We start from the raw sequence: 22,730 nt of genomic DNA on the forward strand, positions 1-22,730 counted from the left end.
TTATGAACAAGATTGAAGCGTGGTTGAAAGAACACAAAATTACTGAAGTAGAGTGTATGGTCAGCGACCTGACCGGCATCGCCCGTGGGAAAATTGCCCCGACGATGAAGTTCATTTCGGAAAAAGGCATGCGCCTACCCGAAAGCATTCTGCTGCAATCAGTAACCGGTGATTACGTCGAAGACGACATCTATTACGACCTGCTGGATCCGGCCGACATCGACATAATCTGTAAGCCGGATGAAAACGCCATCTACCTGGTACCGTGGGCGCTTGAGCCTACGGCACAGATCATTCACGAATGCTTCGACAAGATGGGCAACCCTATCGAGATGTCGCCACGCAACGTGCTCAAGACCGTACTCAAGCTATATGAAGAAAAGGGTTGGCAGCCAATAGTAGCGCCAGAGATGGAGTTCTATCTGACCAAGCGTAACGAAGATCCTGATTTGCCCTTGCAGGCACCGGTGGGTCGCTCTGGCCGTCAGGAGACCGGACGTCAGTCATTCTCCATAGATGCAGCCAACGAGTTCGATCCGCTGTTCGAGGATATGTATGACTGGTGCGAGGCCCAAGGCCTGGACCTGGATACGCTGATCCACGAGGAAGGCACCGCCCAGATGGAAATCAACTTCCGTCATGGTGACCCGCTGCATTTGGCCGACCAGGTACTGGTTTTCAAGCGCACCATGCGCGAAGCCGCACTCAAGCACGACATCACAGCCACCTTTATGGCCAAGCCCATTACCAATGAGCCCGGCAGTGCCATGCACTTGCACCAGAGCATCATTGACCGCAAGACCGGCAAGAATGTCTTTTCCAACGAAGACGGCAGCATGAGCGAGCTATTTCTGCATCATATCGGCGGCCTGCAGCGCTATATCCCCGAGATACTGCCGCTGTTCGCCCCCAACGTGAATTCGTTCCGTCGCTTCCTGCCCGATACTTCGGCACCGGTTAACGTCGAATGGGGTGAAGAGAACCGTACCGCCGGGTTACGCGTGCCGGATTCCAACCCGCAAAACCGCCGTGTAGAGAACCGTCTACCCGGTGCGGACGCCAACCCCTATATCGCCATTGCCGCCAGCCTCTTGTGCGGCTACCTCGGCATGGTTGGCAAAATGTCGCCATCAGCCCCGGTTAAAGGCCGCGCCTACGAGCGCCGCAACCTGCGCCTGCCATTTACCCTCGAGGCAGCGCTGGAGCGGATGGAGCAATGCAAGGATGTGGAAGCCGTCCTGGGCAGCAAGTTCTGCCGAGGTTACGTCGCCGTCAAACGCGCCGAACACGAAAACTACAAACGGGTCATCAGCTCTTGGGAACGTGAGTTCCTGCTACTGAGCGTTTAACCCGCTTCATTACAGAGTCTGCCAAGCGCCAGCCCGCTTGGCAGCACGGAGATAAGGAGTACCGAATGAACAGTGAGCACAAACTAAGTACGGCCGAGCTACAGGCCATGGACACAGCGCATTACCTGCATCCCTTTACCGACCACAAGGAGCTTGGCGAGCGCGGCACGCGCATCATCGAGCGTGCCGAAGGGGTATACCTGTGGGATAGCGAGGGCAATAAGATACTCGACGGCATGGCTGGCCTGTGGTGCGTGAGCATCGGCTATGGCCGCAAAGAGCTAGCTGAAGCCGCCTACAAGCAGATGCTGCAGCTGCCCTACTACAATAGCTTCTTCCAGTGCGCCAATCCGCCTGCAGTCAAGCTGGCCAAGGCTATCGCCGACATCGCCCCAGAGCACATGAACCACGTATTTTTTACCGGTTCAGGCTCAGAATCCAACGATACCGTACTGCGCATGGTGCGCCGTTATTGGGATCTGAAAGGTAAAAGCAGCAAGAAGACCATCATCAGCCGTATCAACGGCTACCACGGCTCGACAGTCGCCGGCGCCAGCCTGGGCGGCATGTCGGTCATGCATGAGCAGGGGGACCTGCCGATCCCGGGTATCGTGCATATCCCGCAGCCTTACTGGTACGGCGAAGGCGGCGACATGAGCCCCGACGAATTCGGTATCTGGGCGGCACAACAGCTGGAAGCCAAGATTCAGGAACTGGGTATCGACCAGGTCGGCGCCTTCATTGCAGAACCTATTCAGGGCGCTGGCGGCGTCATCATTCCACCAGACACCTACTGGCCAGAAATCAAACGCATCCTGGCCAAGTACGACATTCTGCTGATTGCTGACGAAGTTATCTGCGGCTTTGGTCGCACCGGCGAATGGTTCGGTAGCCAATACTATGATCTCAAGCCTGACTTTATGCCGATTGCCAAGGGTATGACATCTGGCTATCTGCCCATGGGCGGCGTGATCGTCAGTGACCGCGTAGCGGACACGATGATCGAGCACGGCGGCGAGTTCTTCCACGGCTATACCTACTCCGGACATCCGGTAGCGGCGGCAGTCGGCCTGGAAAATTTGCGGATCATGCACGATGAGAAGCTGATCGACTACGTCAAGCAAGAAGCGGCACCGTACTTGCAAGAAAAGATTGCCGAGCTGGCGGAGCACCGTCTGGTTGGCGAAGTACGCGGTGTTGGATTGCTCGGCGCAATCGAACTGGTAAAAGACAAGGCGACTCGGGAACGTTTCCCGGACAAGGGATCAACCGGATCTCTATGCCGCGATTTCTGTGTCAGTAACGGCCTGGTGATGCGTGCGGTTGGCGATACCATGATCATGTCGCCGCCACTGGTAATCAGCAAAGCCGAAATCGACGAGATGGTTGGCAAGATCTGGACTGTGCTGGACCAGACGGCGGAAAAGCTGGGCGTTTAAGCGCCCAGCCCTGCAACTGACTATGCTTGCCAAGGAACGTTTTACCCAAGGGGCGCCAAAGCATCCCGACACTGCATTTCCAAACAATGGATGGAGAGCTGAAAGATGATCAAGCATCTGGGCAAGACACTGCTCGCAACCGCTACCGCTGTATCCTTCAGCGTAGCGGCTCAGGCAGAAGGCGTGGTGAACGTATACAACTGGTCGGACTACATCGCGGAAGATACGCTGGCCAACTTCCAGGAGGAAACCGGGATCCGCGTTGTGTATGACGTATTCGACAGCAACGAAGTACTGGAAGCCAAGCTGCTGTCCGGTAGTTCGGGATTCGACATCGTCGTACCGTCCAACCAGTTCCTCGGCAAGCAAATCAAGGCGGGGGCCTTTATTCCGATGGATCGCAGCAGGCTGCCAAACTGGGAAAACCTGGATCCAACGCTTCTGCGGGCACTCCAGACCAACGACCCCGGCAACCAATACGCCTTTCCTTATCTATGGGGCACTACCGGCATTGGCTACAACGAAGCCAAGGTTAAGGAAGTGCTGGGCGAAGACGCGCCGATTAACTCCTGGGATCTGGTATTCAAACCAGAGAACATGGAGAAACTGGCGTCCTGTGGCGTAGCCTTCCTTGATGCCCCCGCGGAGGTCATCCCGTCTGCCCTGTTCTATCAAGGCCTGGATCCTAACAGCACCAATGCCGCGGACTATGAAAAGGCGCAGGAACTGATGATGTCGGTTCGTCCGTACATTACCTACTTCCACTCGTCCAAATTCATTACTGATCTGGCAAACGGCGATATCTGTGTCGCTGTAGGCTGGTCGGGCGACATTCTGCAGGCTGCCGCGCGGGCCGAGGAAGCCGGCAATGGCGAAGAGGTCAAGTACGTCATTCCGAAAGAAGGCGCCGCCATGTGGTTTGACATGATGGTCATGCCGCGCGACGCAAAAAATGTCGATAACGCTTACACCTTTTTGAATTATATTCTCCGCCCAGAGGTGATCGCTGAGATTTCCAACTATGTGGCTTATGCCAATGGCAACAAGGCATCCAAGCCCATGATAGATGACAGCGTACTGAACGATCCTGGCGTTTATCCTAGTGACGAGACGCTAGACAAACTGTTTACCTTGGCTGAGCTACCACCCAACATTGAACGTGTCCGCACTCGCGTCTGGACCCGTATCAAGTCAGGCCAGTAACTCACAAGACCCCATTAGCGATGGCCGGTGGCGTTCCGCCCCGGCCGAACCCAAGAAATCAGACCAGGTATAAAGCTGGAGTCTGAATAGGAGAGACCATGAAGCGTCCCATGCAGAAAACATTAATGGCCTTGACCACTGCCGCCCTCATAGGTGGCGTGGCGACGGCTCAGGCTGACGGCAAGCTGAATATTTACAACTGGTCGGACTACATCGCAGAAGACACCATTGCCAATTTCGAGAAAGAAACCGGCATTCAGGTGACCTACGATGTGTATGACTCCAATGACGTACTGGACGCTAAATTGCTGACCGGTCGCTCGGGTTTCGATATTGTCGTACCGTCCAACAATTATCTGACCAAGCAGATCGCCGCCGGCGTGTACATGGAGCTGGACCATAGCAAGTTGCCGAACATGAGCAACCTGAACCCCGAATTGATGGAGAAGATGGAAAGTATCGATCCGGGCAGCGCACACTCCATTCCCTATTTGTGGGGCACCAACGGTATTGGCTATAACATCGAGAAAGTGAAAGCGGCACTCGGTGACGATGCACCACTGGACTCCTGGGCACTGATTTTCGACCCCCAATACACCAGCAAGCTGACCAGCTGCGGTATTGCCATGCTTGATTCGGCGGACGAGATGCTGCCAAACGCACTGGCTTACCTGGGCCTGGATCCGAATACCAATAACGCTGACGACATCAAAAAAGCGGAAGAGCTGCTGCTCGGTGTGCGCAAAGACATCACCTACTTCCACTCTTCACGCTATATCTCTGACCTCGCCAACGGTGACATCTGTGTCGCTGCAGGATTCTCCGGCGATATCTTCCAGGCTGCTGCACGTGCCGAAGAGGCCGAGAATGGTATTGAGATCAACTACATAATCCCCAAGGAAGGCGCCACTTTGTGGTTTGACATGCTGGCAATTCCCAAGGATTCCTCAAACCCCGACTCAGCTCACGCTTTTATCAATTATGTGCTGCGTCCTGACGTGATCGCGCCGATTACCGACTATGTCGCTTACGCCAACCCCAACAAGGCATCGAGCGATCTGGTTGATCCGGAAATCCGCAACGATCCGGCCATCTATCCGTCTGACGAGATCATGAGCCGACTGTACGTCAACGTACCTCGTTCTATGGCTGGTCAGCGCTTGATGACTCGGGCCTGGAGCCGCATCAAGTCAGGCCGCTAACAGTAACCTGGATAAGGGCTGCCCATGGGCAGCCCTTATTGGATGTGCCACAGAATATAAGCTCGACGCGGCGCAAAGGCCGGGTCGGTAATAACAAGTGCATTCTGCCTTCCCGATAGCGCAGAAGCCGGTGGAAAGATACGCGGAGAAAATTATGGTTGGTGCAGCAGGGGCCATGAAACAGGCCATGGCCAAAGCCGAGCCCGATGAGTACGTTAAAATTGAGCGCATCAGTAAGCGTTTCGATGATTCGCTGGCAGTCGATGACGTCAGTCTCACCATCAATCGAGGCGAGATCTTCGCGCTTTTGGGTGGCTCTGGCTCAGGTAAATCTACCCTGCTACGCATTCTTGCTGGCTTTGAGCGGCCAACTGAAGGTCGGGTACTACTCGACGGCCAGGATATTACCGACCTACCGCCGTATGAACGCCCCATCAACATGATGTTCCAGTCCTATGCGCTCTTCCCGCATATGACCGTTGAGCAAAACATCGCCTTTGGTCTCAAGCAGGACAAGATGAGCCGCACCGAGATCAACGATCGTGTGCAGGAGATGCTTAAGCTGGTGCACATGACCGAGTATGCCCGGCGCAAGCCTGATCAACTGTCTGGCGGGCAGCGTCAGCGCGTTGCGCTGGCACGCTCACTGGCCAAACGCCCAAAAGTTCTGCTACTGGACGAGCCAATGGGCGCACTGGACAAGAAACTGCGTTCACAAATGCAGCTCGAGCTGGTGGAAATCATCGAGCGTGTCGGCGTGACGTGCATCATGGTGACCCACGACCAGGAAGAAGCCATGACCATGGCCCAGCGCATTGCGATCATGCACCAAGGCTGGATCGCGCAGGTCGGCACGCCAATGGATATTTACGAGAGTCCACTAAGCCGTCATGTCGCCGAGTTCATCGGCAGCGTGAATATCTTTGAAGGTGAAATCAGTGTCGACGTGGAGGATCACGCGATCATCCAGTGTCCGGTGCTCGACCACCCGATCTATGTTGGACACGGTATCTCTACCCGTGCCCAGGATAAAAATATCATCTACGCGCTGCGGCCGGAAAAAGTCTGGGTTTCCACCGAAAGACCAGATACCGAGTACAACTGGTCACACGGTGAAGTACACGATATCGCCTATCTTGGCGGCCACTCGGTGTATTACATCAAGCTCGATAGTGGCTTGATTGTGCAGGCCTTCATGGCTAACTCCGAGCGCCGCTTGCCGCGGCCGACCTGGGAAGACGAGGTTTACATCAGCTGGGAAGACGACAGCGGGGTTATTTTGCACTCATGAAAACGCCATCGCTCTCACGACTATTGCCGAGCGGGCGCCTGTGGGTCATCAGCGTGCCCTATCTATGGTTGCTGCTGTTCTTCCTGCTGCCGTTCGCCATCGTACTGAAGATCAGCTTCTCGCAGGCGGCCATTGCTATCCCGCCCTACGATCCGATTTTTCAGTACATAGAGCAAACGCTCAACGTAGTGCTCAATTTCGGCAACTATATTTTCCTCTCGCAGGACGGCCTCTATCTGGCAGCCTATCTCGGCTCGCTGCAGATTGCCTTCTTCTCGACCGTCATTTGCCTGCTACTCGGCTACCCGATGGCCTATGCCATCGCTCGGGCACCGAAAGAAAAGCAGCTGGTGTACCTGTTATTGGTGATGATGCCAACCTGGACCGCCATCCTGATCCGCGTATACGCCTGGATGGGCATTCTCAGTAACAACGGCCTGCTGAATACCGCGCTGATGTACATAGGCGTGATCAATGAGCCGCTGCAAATTCTAAACACCAATATCGCCGTCTATATCGGCGTGGTCTATGCCTACCTACCCTTCATGGTATTGCCGCTGTATGCCAACCTGGTCAAACACGACAACACTCTGCTGGAAGCCGCAATGGACTTGGGGGCAGGCAAGATCAAGGCGTTCTGGACCATCACCATTCCGCTGTCCAAAAGCGGCATCATCGCCGGCTCGATGCTGGTCTTCATTCCGGTGGTCGGTGAGTTCGTCATTCCCGAGCTGCTGGGCGGCCCGGAAACCTTGATGATCGGCAAGGTGCTGTGGCAGGAGTTCTTCAACAACCGTGACTGGCCGGTGGCATCCGCGTTGGCGATAGTGATGCTGTTGATCCTGATCGTTCCCCTGATCCTGTTCCACTATAACCAAGCCAAGGAAATGGAGAAGAAATCATGAGCAAGCGTCCCGGTTTCTCCACCGTCATGCTTTGGCTGGGGCTGGCATTTATCTACATCCCCATGGTTATTCTGGTGATCTACTCCTTCAACGCCTCACGTCTGGTTACCGTGTGGGGCGGCTGGTCGGTGCACTGGTATGTCGGCCTGCTGGACAACACCCAGCTAATGAACGCGGTTAAGCGCAGCCTGGAAATCGCCTTCTTCACCGCCTGCGCAGCTGTCTGCCTGGGAACCCTGGCAGCATTTGTCATGACCCGGATCAAGCGCTTCCGCGGCCGTACCATGTTTTCCGGTCTGGTCACCGCGCCGCTGGTTATGCCAGAGGTGATCACAGGTCTGTCGTTGCTACTGCTGTTCGTGGCTATGGCGCAGATGGTCGGCTGGCCTGCAGAACGTGGCATGGTGACCATCTGGATCGCCCACGTCACCTTCTGCACGTCCTATGTAGCGGTAGTGGTCAGCGGCCGCCTGAGCGAACTGGATCAGTCTATCGAAGAAGCCGCCATGGACCTTGGCGCACGCCCCTGGAAGACCTTCCTGCTGATCACAGTACCGATGATCGCGCCGTCGATCGCTGCAGGCTGGCTACTGTCCTTCACTCTGTCGCTGGATGACCTGGTACTGGCCAGCTTCGTATCGGGCCCCGGCTCGACAACCCTGCCGATGGAAGTTTTCTCGTCAGTGCGCCTGGGTGTCAAACCCGAGATCAACGCCATTGCCAGCGTGATTCTCCTGACGGTGTCGATCTTCACTCTGATCGCCTGGCTGATTGCCCGCGGCGCCGAAAAACGCCGTGGCAAGCCACCAGAAGACGACGAAGCGGTCAGTTGGCAGGCGGTGATAGAAAGCCGTCGCAACTAACCCGTTCTGATAGCAAGACCAAGACCTTCGGCCAGGCCTATTGCCCTGCCGAAGGTCTGTCCTTCCGACCGGACTCACGTGCGCAATCAAACCCACTCCGGTTACCAGCCCCTCCTTAGCCACAGAAAACGGTTGGCATTTACGCAAAAGAGATCTAATCTAACCGTATTGAATGAACATTCATTCAATACGGTTGCAGTGCCCGGTAACGCACTGTACAAACCAGCGATAGTGGTTAGAATGCGTAAATGAACACTCATTCAACCCCCGAAAAAAAACCTCGCCCACGGATCAAGGATAAGCGCCAGGCCATCCTGGACGCAGCTTTGAAAGTCTTTGCCGCAGGCGGAGTTAACGGCGTTCCCATGCCCGCCCTAGCTGAACAGGCGCAGGTCGGCACCGGTACTATCTATCGCTATTTCAGCAGCAAGGAAGCCCTGGTCAACGAGCTATTTCGCGAGCAGAAACGGGCAAACAGCATAAGGCTTTACGGCGGATTGGATCTGACGCTGCCGGCAAAACAGCTGTTTGCAGCGGTCTGGCAACGCATGGCGGATTTCAGTCGCAGCGACCCTGACGCTTACATGTTTATGGAACTGCAGGATCACCGGCCCTATCTCGATGAGAAGAGCCGTGCGCTTGAGAAAAAAATTCTCCGGCCAATCGTTACCCAATACCGGCAGTTGCAGCAACAGGGACAATTTCGTAGCGACGTACGTCCGGAAGTGCTGATGAGCCTGGTATGGGGCGCCTTTGTGAACCTGATCAGGGCTGAGCGCGACGGTCACCTGATACTGCAACAAAGCGACATAGATGCCGCTTTTGCAGCGTGCTGGACGATGTGTACGGGCTGATCCATACCTTGCTGCCTGGCAAACAATATAGGCAGACACAATGAACAAGGTTGCAAAATCCATCAGCACGCTGGGCTTGGCTGCAGCACTTAGCGGAGGTGTTATGGCTGGCGAAGTAGAAGACAAATTCATGCAAATGATTGAAAGTGGCGATGCCTATTCAGCCGAGACATTAATGCCATTGTTCGAGCAACTGGAACCAGTCAACCTGGATTTCATGCTCGGCACCTGGCATGGCGGCAAGTTCGACGGCGGCGTCGAGCCCGACCCCCTGAACTGGTATGGCAAGCGCTTCAACAGCATTAACGATGTGGAGCCCATTCTCTATCCCGGGCCGGACGGTGAGCTGCAAAATTACGAAAAACTGGGCCGTGCACAAATCCGCGAGATGGTATTTGCCGGCCAGGTTTCCGCGGCGCTGATCTATGATCAACAACCCATCATCGACTACTTCCGCAAGGTGAACGACAACGTTGTGATCGGCCTGGGCGATATAAAGGGCAAACCCTTGGATTTCTTCTTCCACCTGACCCGCGACAAATAGCCAACGCTGCGCCAAGGCGCAAATAGGGTTAGGATATGGCATCGCCAACGTCGGTTCACACCGGCGTTTTTTTTGCCCCTGACTGGAGAGCCCCGTGTCCAAACTGGTCCCCGCCATCGACCCCGACGGCCTGCTTGAATATTCTGTGGTCTTTACCGATCGCTCACTAAACCACATGTCTCAGACCTTCCAGCAGGTCATGCGCGACATTTCCAGCACCCTGAAGAACGTCTACAACGCACAAGGCGTGGCCGTGGTTCCCGGTGGTGGCACCTATGGCATGGAAGCCGTTGCACGCCAGTTCGCTCACGACAAGAAATGTCTGGTACTGCGCAATGGCTGGTTCAGCTATCGCTGGAGCCAAATTTTTGAGATGGGCCGCATCCCGGCCAGCGAAACTGTACTCAAAGCCAGCAAGTCGGACGCCAGTACTCAGCCGGAATTTGCCCCGGCAGCAATTGAAGATGTGGTCGCAGAGATTCGCAGCAACAAACCGGACGTCGTCTTTGCACCGCACGTTGAAACCTCTGCCGGCATTATTCTGCCTGACGGTTACCTGCGTGCAGTAGCTGATGCAGTGCACGAAGTCGGCGGCCTGTTCGTACTCGACTGCATCGCCTCTGGCACCGTCTGGGTTGATATGCAGGCCTGCGGTATTGACGTACTGATCAGCGCACCGCAGAAAGGCTGGAGCGCGTCACCTTGTAGCGCGCTGGTCATGCTCAGCGCGCACGCCGAAGCAGCACTGGAAACCACCACCAGCAGCAGCTTTGCTGCCGACCTGAAAAAATGGCGGCAGATCATGCAGGCATACGAGAACGGCGGTCACGCCTACCACGCAACCATGCCGACCGACGCCCTGCTGGCCTTCCGTGACACCATGCTGGAAACCCGTGACTACGGTTTTGACAAGGTCAAACAGGAACAGCTGGAGCTAGGCCGTGCGGTGCGCGAGCTGATGCATGACAAAGGTTTCAAGAGCGTTGCCGCTGAAGGGTTCGGCGCACCCGGTGTGGTCGTCAGCTACACCACCGACGATGGCCTGCAAAGCGGCAAGGCTTTCGGCCAACTCGGTCTGCAGACCGCCGCTGGCGTCCCTTTGATGTGCGACGAACCAGAGGGCTTCAAAACGTTCCGCATCGGCCTGTTCGGCCTGGACAAACTGCACAACATTGACCGTACCGTACTAACCCTGCGCAAGGCATTGGACGAGCTCTGAGCTAGCTCAGCGGCAAGCGAACCCGGCCTTATACCGGGTTTGCTTTTTGTGCTGGAAGCTGGAAGCTGGAAGCTGGAAGCTGGAAGCTGGAAGCTGGAAGTGATCAGGGTGGCGACTACGTTCAATCGTTCAAGCTCCACGTCGCAGAACAACCCAAAAACCGTACTCGCTGCGGACTACTTCAAGCTTTCAGCTTCAAGCGTACAGCTGCGCTCACCCCTTGGGCTGCGCCGCCATAATCTCTTCCATCTTCAGCCCCGTAAGACCATGAATAGTGCGCCAAAGATAGAACAGGATTGCCATCATCATGATCATGGACGGGATGGCGATCATCGGGTAGCTGACCAGCGTCATCTGCCCCAACTCTTCATTGAAGGCTTCAGTGCCGGCCGGGCTGATAACGATCCATTTCGCAACGATGTAGTTCATCACCGAGGAGAAGAAGAACGTACCCGCCAGGAAGTAGGTCGCACGTAGCAGACGCTGGTTGAATATCTCGACCTGCCCACGCGCCTGAAGTCTTTCTTGCACCCGCGCCACGTTGATTACTTTCTCGTTGTACAACAGGGTACGAATCAAGGGGTAACGCGTGCGGGTAGACACCAGCACAGCAATGCCAATCACTCCAGGCACAGCAGCCTCTTTCACCGCCAACCACTGCGGATCCAGCTTGAGCAAGCCAATGCCACCGGTCAGCAAGACACTGACGACCCCGAGCAAGGCGATAAAGTTAAATTTCCGGTACTGGATAAGCTCAAAAAGCCCCCAGCACAAGGGCAGTGCCAGCGCCAGAATCAGCGCCTTGCTGGCACCCAGATCAGCTTCACCACTGAATTTCATCAGGATGATTGATGGCAGCAGGATACTAACCAACAGATCAACCATCGGGCGGGGTTTGTGTTGCGGCGTTGCAGATTTTGCGTCAGTCATGGCGGGGATTGAAGCCTCTACCGGAAGGAATGCAGGGATCATACACCGGCCGGCGCAGCGCTCCCAGCGCCGACCGACCAGTTGTTTGGAGTGTCAGGTGAGTATGGTGGAGACCAGATAGCCGGTGTAGCCTATGTAGGCCAGCAATAGCAACACACCGTTGACTCGTGTGACCTCGCCGCCCTTGCCACGGCTACCAAAGCCCATAATCAGCAACAACAGAGTCAAGGCAAACATCACCACCCAATCACGCTGCAGCACGAGCGGGTCAACCGCGAGTGGAGAAATACCGGCGGCAATACCCACTACCGCCAGGGTGTTGAACAGGCCTGAGCCGATCACATTACCCAGCGCCAAGTCATGCTCATTACGGCGAATGGCAGCCAGGGACGACGCCAGCTCCGGCAGTGAAGTACCGATAGCAACAACGGTCAAACCGATGATCAGATCACTAACGCCCATGCTTTCTGCGATATACACAGCGCCCCAGACCAGGATGCGCGAACTAACAATCAGCAGCACCAGACCCAGCAAAAGCCAGAAGATCGCCTTGCCCAAGGGCATAGCATGAGTGGCAACCTCCTCTTCAAAGTCTTGTGACAAGCTGTCACCACGCCCCCGCAGTCCCTGAAAAATAGACCACCCCATGATCAGGAAAAACGCGCCGAGTAGTATCCAGGCGTCCGTGCGGGACAAGAAACCGTCAATAAGCTGATAGCCCACCAGCAGAGTAATGCCCAGCAGGATAGGCAGTTCCTTACGCACCACTTGAGAGTGCACCTTGATGGGACTGATGACTGCAACCAGACCGATAATCAAGGCGATATTGGTAATATTGGAGCCAAAGGCGTTGCCCAGCGCCAAGCCCGGATTACCCTGTCCCGCGGCCAGCGCCGAGACCACCATCTCCGGTGCCGAGGTACCAAAACCGATGATCAGCATACCAATCAGCAAGGGTGGCATACCGGCATGATTCGCCGTTGCCGAAGCACCATCCACAAAGCGATCCGCGCTCCATACCAATAGAGCAAGACCCGCCACTACCGCCGCCAGAGCCAACCACATCATCGCATACCTGTATCGTGTTAAAGGCGCCATTATCAGTGAAAGGTCGCCCAGGTAACAGGGGCGAGAGGCTGCAGATTTTACAAAAGAATTCAGCTATCTTTCGTGGCGGCCGATAACAGAGTGTCGCCGCCGACCGTCCCGATAAAAGGCTGCACACACAAGCTCTTTGACTAGACTGTGAAACAGGACACTTAATCAGGCCCAGGAACGGCCGAAAAGCTAAAGGTAAGACAATGTCGCTAAACCGTTCCTTACGCCAACAAACCCTCCTGCTCATGGGCGGGAGTCTGTTGCTAATGTTGCTGGTCGCGCTGGTCACCGTCAGCTCACTCGCCGGTGATGTTCGCTCCTATCGCAGCCTACTGGAGAATCCGGTGACTGCCGCCAATCTGATCAATCGCGCCAATCTGGAATTTAAGAACCAGGTTCAGGAATGGAAAAACGTTCTTCTGCGCGGCGGCGATCCGGACGACCAACAAAAGTACTGGAAACAGTTTGAAGCGGCAGAGCAGTCAGTTGAAGCGACCTTGCAAGAGATCAAACAGCTCGACGTCAGTGCCGCTACGCTGACAGAGATAGACAAACTCAGCAACGCACACCAACTTCTGGCGACCAAGTATCGCACCAGTCTGGATGCCTATATTGCAACGGGAATGGACCCGACCGCCGGCGACCGCAGCGCGCGCGGTATCGACCGTGACGTCAGCGAGCAAATGCAGGCACTGTCTGACAACATCAATAGCGGCGCACTGAGTAGCAGCAGCGCTATCAACCAGACCGCCACACGCACACTATGGTACGGCCTGATTGGGCTCTGCATTGCGGCGTTGATCATTGGCGCCGCCAGTATGATGCTGGTTAACCGACGCTTGGTTAGCCCCATCACCCGTCTGATCAATCAAATTGATCAGCTTAGCCAAGGCCGTATGGGCGACCCCATTACCACCGATCGGCAGGACGAACTGGGCACTCTGGCGCGCGCCGCCAATCAGCTACGCAGCTTCTTGAGCGATACCTTTGCTCAACTGCAGCGCAGTACCGGCGAGCTGGACCGCGCCAGTGGCGAGCTGAATACCATCGCCACACGCATGGCCCAAGGTAGCCGAGACCAGTTCTCTCGCACCGACCAGGTCGCTACCGCCATGCAGGAAATGTCAGCCTCCGCCGCCGAAGTTGCGCAGCATGCCGGCGAGGCTGCCCGTGCTGCAGACGAAGCAGATACCAATGCCCAGCACGGTGGCCAGGTCATGCAGCAGACTATTCAAGCGATGCAAGAGATGCTGCAGCAAATTACGCATACCACCGATGTGATCCGCAGGCTGGAAGGCGACAGTAATCGTATCGGCAAGGTACTGGAGGTGATTCAGGGGATTGCCGAGCAGACCAACCTGCTAGCGCTGAACGCCGCCATCGAGGCGGCCCGTGCCGGCGAGGCTGGCCGAGGATTCGCGGTAGTGGCCGATGAGGTACGTACCCTCGCCCAGCGCACGGCCGCGTCTACATCGGAAATCCAGCAGATCATCAATAATGTGCAAAGCGGTGCATTGGAAGCGGTACAAGCCATTGAAAACGGGCAATCACGCAGCGAAGCCAGCATGGAGCATGTGACGCTGGCGGGTGACCGCCTGGGGCAAATCACCCAGGCCATCGAATCGATCCGTGATATGAACCGCCAGATATCGACTGCGGCGGATGAACAAACCAGCGTGGCGGAGGATATTTCACGCAACATTACCGAAATAACCGATATCGCCAGCGCCAACCAGGCCGAAGTCGATAACACTGCCCGCGCGAGCCAAACCTTGCACGGACTGTCCAGCGAGCTCAGCACACTTACCCAGCGACTCTCGGCGTAAGCGTGTTAACCAAAATAAAGCGGGTGGCCTAAGCCACCCGCTTTACGCTTCAGGCGCTGGCCGCAGCGGCCTGCTTCTGGCGCTCTTCCTCATAGAGTTCTTTCTTCGATAGCTTGCCAACCGGGGTCTTTGGCAACTCAGGTCGAATTTCCATGCTCTGCAAGCGCTCATGCTTACCCAGGCGGCTGGCAAGAAAGTCCTGCAAGGTCTCAAAACTGAATGCTTCAGCGCCGGTTTTGAGCTTAATGAATGCTTTGGGCGCCTGCCCGCGATAGGCATCTGTTACACCGATCACCGACACTTCCTCTACGCCGGGGAACTCGTAGATAGCCTCTTCAATGGTACGGGGGTATACGTTATAGCCGCTGCACAGAATCATGTCTTTGGTGCGATCGACGATATACACAAAGCCATCAGCATCCATGTAGCCAATGTCACCAGTACGCAGGAAACCTTCGCTGGTCATGGCTTCAGCCGTCGCGTCCGGCCGGCGCCAGTAACCAGCAGTAATGTTCGGCCCCTTGATGCACACCTCTCCCTTTTCACCCACCGGCATCTCGGTTTCGCCGCCATCGAGCTGCAGAATACGGATATGTGAACCTGGCACCGGGATACCGCAGGAGCCCGGTCTTGGCGTGGCATCTTTCGGCGTAAAGGTGCCGGTTGTGGTGGTTTCAGTCATCCCCCAGCCTTCGCGCAAGGTGCAACCGGAACGATTGAAGTACTGCTGCTGCACTTCGACCGGCAAGGGCGCACCACCGGAGTTGGACATTTTCAGCGAGGACAGATCATAGTTGGCCGTCAGCGGGTGACTCAGCAGACCAATAAACATAGTCGGCACGCCCGGAAAGGTAGTGATTCGACTTTCACTGATTTCCTTGAGTACCGTGGGCACGTCAAAGCGCGGGTGCAGATAAAGTTCGGCCGCAGCGCGCAGACCGAAAATCATGTTCACCATCAGCGCGTAAATATGGAATGGCGGCAACACCGCCAGCACACGCTCCTGGCCCGGCTCTACTGCCGCACTCAGCACCTCCCGCAGTTGCGCGCAAGAAGCCGTAACATTGCCGTGGGTCAGCATAGCGCCCTTGGGTACGCCCGTGGTACCGCCGGTATATTGCAGGACCGCCAAACAGTTATCGGGATCGTCAATAGCATGCTGCTGATAGTCGCCCTGGTTATCCAACAGCTGCGCAAAACTGCTGCAGTCATCGCCTAGAACCGGCGCCGCTTGTGGCCCCAGGAGGTTGCGCTGCTCATCGCTGGCCTGTGTGCAGAACTCAGTCAACTCGCCCACCACCAGATGGCGCAGGCGAGTCGTCTGCATCAGCGTCGCCATGCGCGGATAGAAGGCCTGCAGCCCCAGGGTGACCATGATATCGGTCTCGCTATCCTCTATCTTGTGCGCCAGCGTGCGCTCGGCATCCAGCGGGGAATAATTGACGACAGTGCCGCCAGCGCGCAGAACGCCAAGGAAGCTGATGAAGTAATGCGGGCAGTTGGGCAGGTAAAGGCCTACATGCACCCCAGGCTTGACACCCAAGCGCTGAAACCCACGAGCTGCTTGCGCCACCTTGTGGCTCAACTCACGGTAATTCATCTTGCTGCCGAAAAAGTCGATCGCCGAGTTCTCCGGGAATTCGGCAACTGCTGCATCGAGCAACGCAGGAATCGGTTGCGCCTCAAACGGCAGGTCCCAACGAACATTTTCAGGGTAAGACGGTATCCAGCGCGGTGCGGTAGCCACAGACGTTGCCTCCAACAAAGTAGGTGATTCAGCCCTATCACCGGCGCGCGGCGTGGGTCGTTTTATTTTGTCTCACGTTAGACCCACAAGCGGCTTTGGAGAACTCATATCCATAGCAGATATGTCGACTCATAGGCAGCACATCTGCCTGTCGCCGGGACGACAATGAAAAACGCACTGATAACGGCACGCAGGGCTATTGCCCGATGCACTGGCAACAGGCTATACAGGGCTATAAAAAAATTCTGCCATTCGGAACCCCCATGCGTAAACGCCTTGTACCGATCCTGATAGTAGCCACGGGGATCGCCATCTTTATTCTGCTGCGCCTCACCGGCGACGATCCAGCCCCCGTCAACTCACAGGAGCGCAGCTGGCGCGTTGCGACAGAAGTTATTCAGCCTGATGCCTTCGCACCTCGCTTGACACTCTATGGCCAGCTGGAATCGCCCTTGCTGTTTACTGTGGTTGCACCTATGGCCGGCCGCATCGCCTCGTTACCGGCAAAGGATGGCGAACAGATAAAGCAGGGGGAGCTGCTTATGGCGCTGGATGAAGCAGACATCCAACCTCGGGTCGAGCAGGCCAAGGCCGATCTGGAAGATGCCAAAGCACAGTTGCAGAGCGAAAAAATAGCGCATCAGAACGATCTGCAGGCGCTGCGCCTGGAACAACGCATTCAGGCTAACGCGCAAAAGAATCTGGAGCGCACCGAACAACTGATAGAGCGCGGTGTACTGCCAACGGCCGAGCTTGAAAACAGCAAGGACGCGCTTGACCGCTCCGCCCTCACTGTCGCCATTCGTCAACGCAGCATCAACAGTTTTGCATCACGGTTGCAGGCCCTTGAAGCACGTGTTGCGCGTGCCCAGGCAACCTTTGACAGCACACTGCGTGACGCTGAGCGTAGCCGTTTCCTGGCCCCCTTTGACGGTGTCGTGGGCAACGTACAGGCCGCCGTTGGCGATCAGGTCAACGTCAATGCCGCGCTACTCGACTTCTACCCTTTACAAGGTATGGAGTTACGCGCCGTGGTACCGCAGGTTCATAGTCAGAGCTTTAGCCAGGCACTACAGAATGGTCAGCAGCTGAAAGCACGAAGCCTGGATGTTGAGCCACCGATCCACCTGACCCTTAAGCGTATCGCCGGCCAGGCCGACGCGCGCGGCGTGGAAGCGCTGTTCAGCGTTGACCAACCGCAGCCGGGGCTAAGGCTGGGCAACCTGCTGGCGATTAGCGTCGCGCGGCCGGTGCGCAACGACAGCGTTGCGCTACCCTACAGCGCGCTTTACGGCAACGACACTTTGTATCAGGTGCTCGATGGACGGCTACAACGTATCCAGGTACAGCGCGTCGGTGAGACCATGAATGAACAGGGCGAGCGCCGGGTACTGGTGCGCTCGACCGAGCTTAAGGCGGGTATGGAAGTGGTGACGACTCACCTGCCCAATGCAGTCCAGGGTTTGAAAGTTGAGGCCTCGGCGCCAGCCACGAAAGATGCCACGGGGCAACAGCCATGAGTGGCAGCAGCCCGCTGGCGTTTTTTGTTCGTCACAAGGTCGCCGCAAACCTGTTGATGCTGGTTATGCTCGCCGGCGGCCTGCTCGGCTTGAGTCGCATGAACATCCAGTTCTTCCCGACCTTCGCGCTCGACTTTGTCACCGTGCGCGTGATCTGGAACGGCGCCGCTGCGGAAGACATCGAACAGGCCATCACCATCCCGCTGGAGCAGCGCCTGCGCAGCATCCAGAACCTCAAGAACATGACGTCCACCTCTGCGCAGGGCGTGTCGAGTATTACCCTGGAGTTTCGAGAGGGTACCGATCCGGTTATCGCTCTGGATGACGCAAGACAGCAGGTCGACGAATTCCGCAACCTGCCTGCAGACGCAGAAAAACCCGAGGTGGTGCGGGTCGCGCGCTATGACCCTATCGCCAAATTGCTGTTGTACGGCCCCTATACGCCGCACGAGTTGCGCACCATCGCCAACCGGCTGGAAGACGACCTGCTGACCAGCGGCATCGATCGTATTGAAAAAGCCGGCTTGCCCGAGCAACAAATCAGTATCGAGATCCCCAACACCACCTTGCAGCAACTTGGCCTGTCACTGGATCAAGTGGCCGACCGGGTCAATGCCGAGTCCCGCGACTTGCCCGCCGGGCAGGCGGGCGAGCAGGACTCGGCTCGAGAACTGCGTGCCATTGAACAACGACGCGACGCCGAGCAGTTCGCCAATATCCCGCTACAGCCGAACGGCACCAGTCACTTGCGTCTCGGTGACATTGCCGAGATTCGCCAGGAGCCCAGACGCAATCAGGTCCTGCTGCGCTACGCCGGCCAGCCTGCCGTGGAGCTGTCATTGCAGCGCGCTGAGGACGGCGACTCACTCGAGGCCGCGCAAGCACTCAATACTTGGTTGGAGCGGGTAAAACCTACCCTGCCACCCGAACTGAACATGCATGTCTACGATCAGTCCTGGCAATTGATCAACGACCGTATCAGCTTATTGGTGAACAATGGCTTAAGCGGCCTGGTACTGGTCATGGTGCTGTTGTACCTGTTTCTACCGGCCCGGGTTGCACTCTGGGTAGCGGTGGGCATCCCAACCGCGTTCCTTGCCGCTATGGCGGTGTTCTGGCTGATCGGTGGATCAATCAACATGATCTCACTGTTCGCCCTGATCATGGCACTCGGGGTTATTGTTGATGATGCTATCGTCGTAGGCGAGGATGCCGACGCGCACTTTCGTGCTGGCGAGCAGTCACAACGGGCCTCGGAAGGCGCGGCCAAGCGGATGTTCTGGCCCGTAGTGGCCTCATCATTAACGACTATCGCCGCTTTTATGCCATTGCTGATGGTCGGCGGGATTTTTGGCAACATCCTTGGCGACATTCCCATCGTCATGATCTGCGTACTTATCGCCTCTCTGCTGGAATGCTTTGTGGTGCTGCCACACCACCTGCGTTCCGCTTTCAAGCCCGCCACCAAGAAAAACACGGGGACGTCGCGAACCGCGCTTTTGATGGGCAAGGTCGACGCGGTGCGTGGCCGCTTCGACAAGGGCTTCAACGACTTTCGTGACGGCCGGTTTCGCCGATTTTCCGCCATGGCGTTGCGTTATCGTGGTGCCACCCTGGCTTGCGCTCTGGTGACCGTCATCATAACTATCGGCTTGATGAGCAGTGGTCGCATCGGCTTCAGCTTCTTCCCTACGCCCGAGCCACAGATGCTCCAGGCCAACGTCAGCTTCGTCGCCGGCACTCCGCGGGACACCATGATCCGCTTTATGCGGCATCTAGAGCAGACGCTGGCTGAAACCGAGACCGATATGGGTGGTGACCTGATACTGACTGCGGTCACCCGAGAGGGCCAGGTCATCAGCCAAAATGCCGGTTCCCGTCAGGGTGACAACCTGGGTGCCATGCTGATTGAAATGGTATCACCGGATCACCGTGATGTGCGCAACAAGGCCTTTATTCGCGCCTGGCGCGAGCGTATCAGGCTGGTGCCGGGCATAGATCAATTGAATATTACCGAGCAGGTAGGGGGCCCTCCCGGCAAGGATGTGGACGTACGCCTGACCGGCAGCAACCCGGAACAGCTGAAAACCGCCGCCGAGGCGCTCTCAGTCATGATTGCCTCAATCGAAGGCGTGCTCAGCACTGAAGACGACATGGCCTGGGGCCGTGAGCAACTGGTTTACAGTCTGACACCGTACGGCCAGTCACTGGGCTTGAGTATCCAGAGCGTGGGCCGCCAGCTGCGCGCCGCCTACGATGGCCGCCTGGCGCAAATTTATCAGGAGGATCAGGACGAGATCGAAGTTCGAGTGCAACTGCCACGTAGCGAGCGCGAGAGTCTGGCCAGTCTGAGCGAGCTGAGCATTCGTCTCGACGACGGGCGCTTCGTGCCACTGGGCCAAGTGGTCGAGTTTGGCAACAACCAGGGGTTCGAGTCGCTACGCCATGCCGACGGCATGCTCGCGACCGACGTAACCGCCGATATTGATGCCAGCCAGACCACCGCAGGCCAGGTGCTGAAAAGTATCGCACTCGAATTGCCCGAGCTGGCCAACCAATACAACGTGCGTTACAGCTTTGAGGGCCGCTCAGTCGACCAACAGGAAACGCTGGCCGATATGCGCACCGGGCTGATTATCGGCCTGCTGCTGATGTACACGGTTCTAGTTTGGGTATTTTCTTCCTGGAGCACCCCGCTGATCGTCATGTCCGTTATTCCGCTCGCGCTGGTAGGTGCCGTGTTGGGCCACTGGGTGATGGGGCTGAATCTGACCATACTGTCGCTATTCGGGCTGTTCGGGTTATCCGGCATCGTGGTGAATAACTCGATTATCCTGGTCAGTTTCTATCAGGATCAACGCCGCCTTGGGCTGGCGGTGAACGAGGCCCTGAACGAAGCCGTAGTACAACGCTTGCGCGCCGTCCTGCTAACCTCGCTGACCACCATTGGCGGCCTGTTACCCCTGTTGTTCGAGACGTCCTTGCAGGCGCAATTCCTCATCCCGATGGCGACCTCCATTGCCTTCGGCCTGGGGTTCTCTACCCTGCTGGTGCTGATAGTGGTGCCAGCCTTGTTGTCATTGTTGGAGGGCTGGAAGGAAAGACGCAACGAACGCCGCGCAGAAGCGCCAGGCTGATGCGCTAAAAAGAAAGCGGCTATCAAGCAGTGGCGTCGAACGTGTCAATTGCAGATGCCGCGATTTGGTCAGACGACGAGATGGCCAGCTCGCTTACACAAGAACGGCTCCCGCAGGAGCCGTTCTTGTGTAGCTTGTAGCTTGTAGCTTGTAGCTTGTAGCTTGTAGCCAGAAAGCTTACTTCTTGGCCACTTCCAGCGTCTTGGTGATCGCCGCTACCGCTGAACCAATATTGCTCAACTCTGCCGGCAGGATCATGGTGTTGTTGGTCTGAGCCAGCTTACCGAATTCCTTGACGTATTGTTCAGCCACGCGCAGCGATACGGCCTCCTGGCCGCCCTCAGTATTGATCGCTTCAGCAACGCGGCGCAGGCCCTCGGCGGTAGCCGTGGCGATCAGTTCGATCTCTCGGGCCTTACCTTCAGCTTCGTTAATCTGGCGCTGCTTGTCAGCTTCAGACAAGTTGATGGTTTCCTGCTTCTGACCTTCAGATACATTGATCTTGGCTTCGCGTTCACCTTCAGACTGAGCCACGACCGCGCGACGTTCACGCTCTGCACGCATCTGTTTTTCCAGCGCATCAAGGATGGTTGCTGGCAGTTCGATGTCTGCAATCTCGTAACGCAGAACTTTAACGCCCCACGGCTTGGCCGCTTCATCCAGCGCCTGAACTACCTGAACGTTGATGGTTTCGCGCTCTTCAAAGGTCTTGTCCAGATCGATCTTACCCACGACCGAACGCAGTGTGGTCTGCGCCAACTGCATGGAGGCGTAGCGGTAATCGTTGATACCGTAACTGGCCAGCTTGGGGTCAACTACCTGCAGATACAGTACGCCATCAACCACGACCTGAATATTGTCGCGGGTCACACAGGCCTGGCTAGGCACATCAATCGCTTCTTCTTTCAGCGTGTGCTTGTAGGAAACACGATCAACGAACGGAATCAGCAAGTGAAAGCCCGCTTCCAGCGTTTTTGCATACTTACCGAGTCGCTCAACGATAAACGCAGAACGTTGCGGTACGATACGCGCTGTCTTGGCCAGGGTAACAATGACCAGGACAAGAAACGCGAGTGAGAGAATAGTAGCCATTTCCATGTTTTAAAGCTCCGTGGGGTGATTAAGATTTTTCAGGTCGCTGAGCGCTGACCTGCAACACGATACCGCTATGGTTCAATACCCATGCCGTGTCTCCGGCCTTGAGTGACTCATTTGATTCTGCATCCCATTTGGCGCCGTTAAGCTGCACATGACCGATGCCATCAATAAAATCGGTCAGCACGGCAACACGCACGCCCAACAATCCAGCGTCATCCTGATCACGCGCAGCCAGATCAACCTCGCTACCACGCAACCAGCGGTTGAAATGCCGGCGCAGGTACCAAAGCGCGACAACGCTGATCAATGCAAAGAGCACTAACTGATAGGGCAGAGAATCAATCACGCCGAACAGCGTGAGTAGTCCGACTACCAGTGCGCCAATACCAAAGAACACCGCCACCATTGCGGGAATGAAAAATTCTGACAGCAACAGGGCCAGGCCCAGCAACAACCAGAACGCGTAACTCGTCAAATATACAGTCAACATTAGCCTTCCCTGTGT

Annotated in this window: 18 protein-coding genes and 1 pseudogene; 14 read left to right on the forward strand and 5 right to left on the reverse strand. The window is 56.4% G+C overall.

Translation table 11 applies throughout. The features are described 5' to 3' along the window. Positions 1–2 precede the first annotated feature (2 nt). The 10 genes from EF096_RS09475 to EF096_RS09520 all read left to right on the forward strand — a co-directional run bounded on the left by EF096_RS09475 (position 3) and on the right by EF096_RS09520 (position 10,869). Entirely contained in the window at positions 3–1,349 is a 1,347-nt protein-coding gene (locus EF096_RS09475) for a glutamine synthetase family protein (protein WP_123889384.1), read from the forward strand. 65 nt (positions 1,350–1,414) lie between these two features. Next, positions 1,415–2,788 (forward strand): aspartate aminotransferase family protein, encoded by a 1,374-nt coding sequence (locus EF096_RS09480; protein WP_123889385.1) that lies wholly within the window; start codon positions 1,415–1,417, stop codon positions 2,786–2,788. A gap of 108 nt (positions 2,789–2,896) precedes the next feature. Then, entirely contained in the window at positions 2,897–3,991 is a 1,095-nt protein-coding gene (locus EF096_RS09485) for an extracellular solute-binding protein (RefSeq protein WP_372237882.1), read from the forward strand. Between the two features lie 110 nt (positions 3,992–4,101). Next, positions 4,102–5,193 (forward strand): polyamine ABC transporter substrate-binding protein, encoded by a 1,092-nt coding sequence (locus tag EF096_RS09490; RefSeq protein ID WP_305955056.1) that lies wholly within the window; start codon positions 4,102–4,104, stop codon positions 5,191–5,193. 154 nt (positions 5,194–5,347) lie between these two features. Continuing rightward, positions 5,348–6,484 (forward strand): polyamine ABC transporter ATP-binding protein, encoded by a 1,137-nt coding sequence (gene potA / locus EF096_RS09495; protein ID WP_123889388.1) that lies wholly within the window; start codon positions 5,348–5,350, stop codon positions 6,482–6,484. Positions 6,485–6,507: 23 nt separating this feature from the next. After that, a complete protein-coding gene (locus EF096_RS09500) occupies positions 6,508–7,389 on the forward strand; it encodes an ABC transporter permease subunit (protein WP_177412328.1) in 882 nt (293 codons plus the stop codon). After that, a complete protein-coding gene (locus tag EF096_RS09505; protein WP_123889390.1) occupies positions 7,386–8,252 on the forward strand; it encodes an ABC transporter permease subunit in 867 nt (288 codons plus the stop codon). Before EF096_RS09500 ends, EF096_RS09505 begins: the two co-directional genes overlap by 4 nt. Before the next feature lie 248 nt (positions 8,253–8,500). Next, the gene (locus EF096_RS09510) at positions 8,501–9,106 is read left to right on the forward strand and encodes a TetR/AcrR family transcriptional regulator (protein WP_123889391.1); all 606 of its coding nucleotides are present in this window, start codon (positions 8,501–8,503) and stop codon (positions 9,104–9,106) included. Positions 9,107–9,146: 40 nt separating this feature from the next. Next, positions 9,147–9,650 carry a DUF4334 domain-containing protein gene (locus EF096_RS09515; protein WP_218565751.1) on the forward strand — a complete coding sequence of 168 codons (504 nt, stop codon included), beginning with the start codon at positions 9,147–9,149 and terminating at the stop codon, positions 9,648–9,650. Positions 9,651–9,744: 94 nt separating this feature from the next. Beyond that, positions 9,745–10,869, forward strand: a complete 1,125-nt coding sequence (locus EF096_RS09520; protein ID WP_123889392.1) for an aminotransferase class V-fold PLP-dependent enzyme — start codon at positions 9,745–9,747, stop codon at positions 10,867–10,869. A 213-nt stretch (positions 10,870–11,082) separates the two neighbouring features. Here the strand turns inward: EF096_RS09520 and EF096_RS09525 are convergent, their stop codons facing one another. Beyond that, positions 11,083–11,799 (reverse strand): VC0807 family protein, encoded by a 717-nt coding sequence (locus EF096_RS09525; protein ID WP_235869690.1) that lies wholly within the window; start codon positions 11,797–11,799, stop codon positions 11,083–11,085. A 93-nt stretch (positions 11,800–11,892) separates the two neighbouring features. Further along, on the reverse strand, positions 11,893–12,864 hold the full coding sequence (locus tag EF096_RS09530; RefSeq protein ID WP_123889437.1) for a calcium/sodium antiporter: 972 nt from the start codon (positions 12,862–12,864) through the stop codon (positions 11,893–11,895). Positions 12,865–13,718: 854 nt separating this feature from the next. Between EF096_RS09530 and EF096_RS20930 the strand changes: the two are divergent. Together EF096_RS20930 and EF096_RS20935 are read left to right on the forward strand one after the other, a co-directional pair. Beyond that, a pseudogene (locus EF096_RS20930) lies at positions 13,719–13,847 on the forward strand (HAMP domain-containing protein); the annotation flags it as partial. Between the two features lie 162 nt (positions 13,848–14,009). Beyond that, entirely contained in the window at positions 14,010–14,723 is a 714-nt protein-coding gene (locus tag EF096_RS20935; protein ID WP_408003379.1) for a methyl-accepting chemotaxis protein, read from the forward strand. Positions 14,724–14,772: 49 nt separating this feature from the next. Here EF096_RS20935 and EF096_RS09540 read toward each other — a convergent pair whose 3' ends face one another. After that, positions 14,773–16,470 carry an AMP-binding protein gene (locus EF096_RS09540; RefSeq protein ID WP_218565750.1) on the reverse strand — a complete coding sequence of 566 codons (1,698 nt, stop codon included), beginning with the start codon at positions 16,468–16,470 and terminating at the stop codon, positions 14,773–14,775. Between the two features lie 263 nt (positions 16,471–16,733). Here EF096_RS09540 and EF096_RS09545 point away from each other — a divergent pair, with 263 nt between their 5' ends. Both EF096_RS09545 and EF096_RS09550 read left to right on the forward strand, forming a co-directional pair. Next, positions 16,734–17,990 carry an efflux RND transporter periplasmic adaptor subunit gene (locus EF096_RS09545; RefSeq protein WP_158611257.1) on the forward strand — a complete coding sequence of 419 codons (1,257 nt, stop codon included), beginning with the start codon at positions 16,734–16,736 and terminating at the stop codon, positions 17,988–17,990. After that, positions 17,987–21,127 carry an efflux RND transporter permease subunit gene (locus EF096_RS09550; protein WP_123889396.1) on the forward strand — a complete coding sequence of 1,047 codons (3,141 nt, stop codon included), beginning with the start codon at positions 17,987–17,989 and terminating at the stop codon, positions 21,125–21,127. Before EF096_RS09545 ends, EF096_RS09550 begins: the two co-directional genes overlap by 4 nt. Before the next feature lie 177 nt (positions 21,128–21,304). On the opposite strand, the gene EF096_RS09555 is transcribed toward EF096_RS09550, so the two are convergent. Next, positions 21,305–22,225, reverse strand: a complete 921-nt coding sequence (locus EF096_RS09555; RefSeq protein ID WP_123889397.1) for an SPFH domain-containing protein — start codon at positions 22,223–22,225, stop codon at positions 21,305–21,307. 22 nt (positions 22,226–22,247) lie between these two features. Beyond that, complete coding sequence (locus EF096_RS09560; RefSeq protein ID WP_123889398.1) at positions 22,248–22,715, reverse strand: NfeD family protein; 468 nt, start codon at positions 22,713–22,715, stop codon at positions 22,248–22,250. Positions 22,716–22,730: the final 15 nt, after the last annotated feature.

Origin of the sequence: Pseudomonas neustonica, from assembly GCF_003797945.1 — a bacterium.
Lineage (GTDB): Bacteria > Pseudomonadota > Gammaproteobacteria > Pseudomonadales > Pseudomonadaceae > Halopseudomonas > Halopseudomonas neustonica.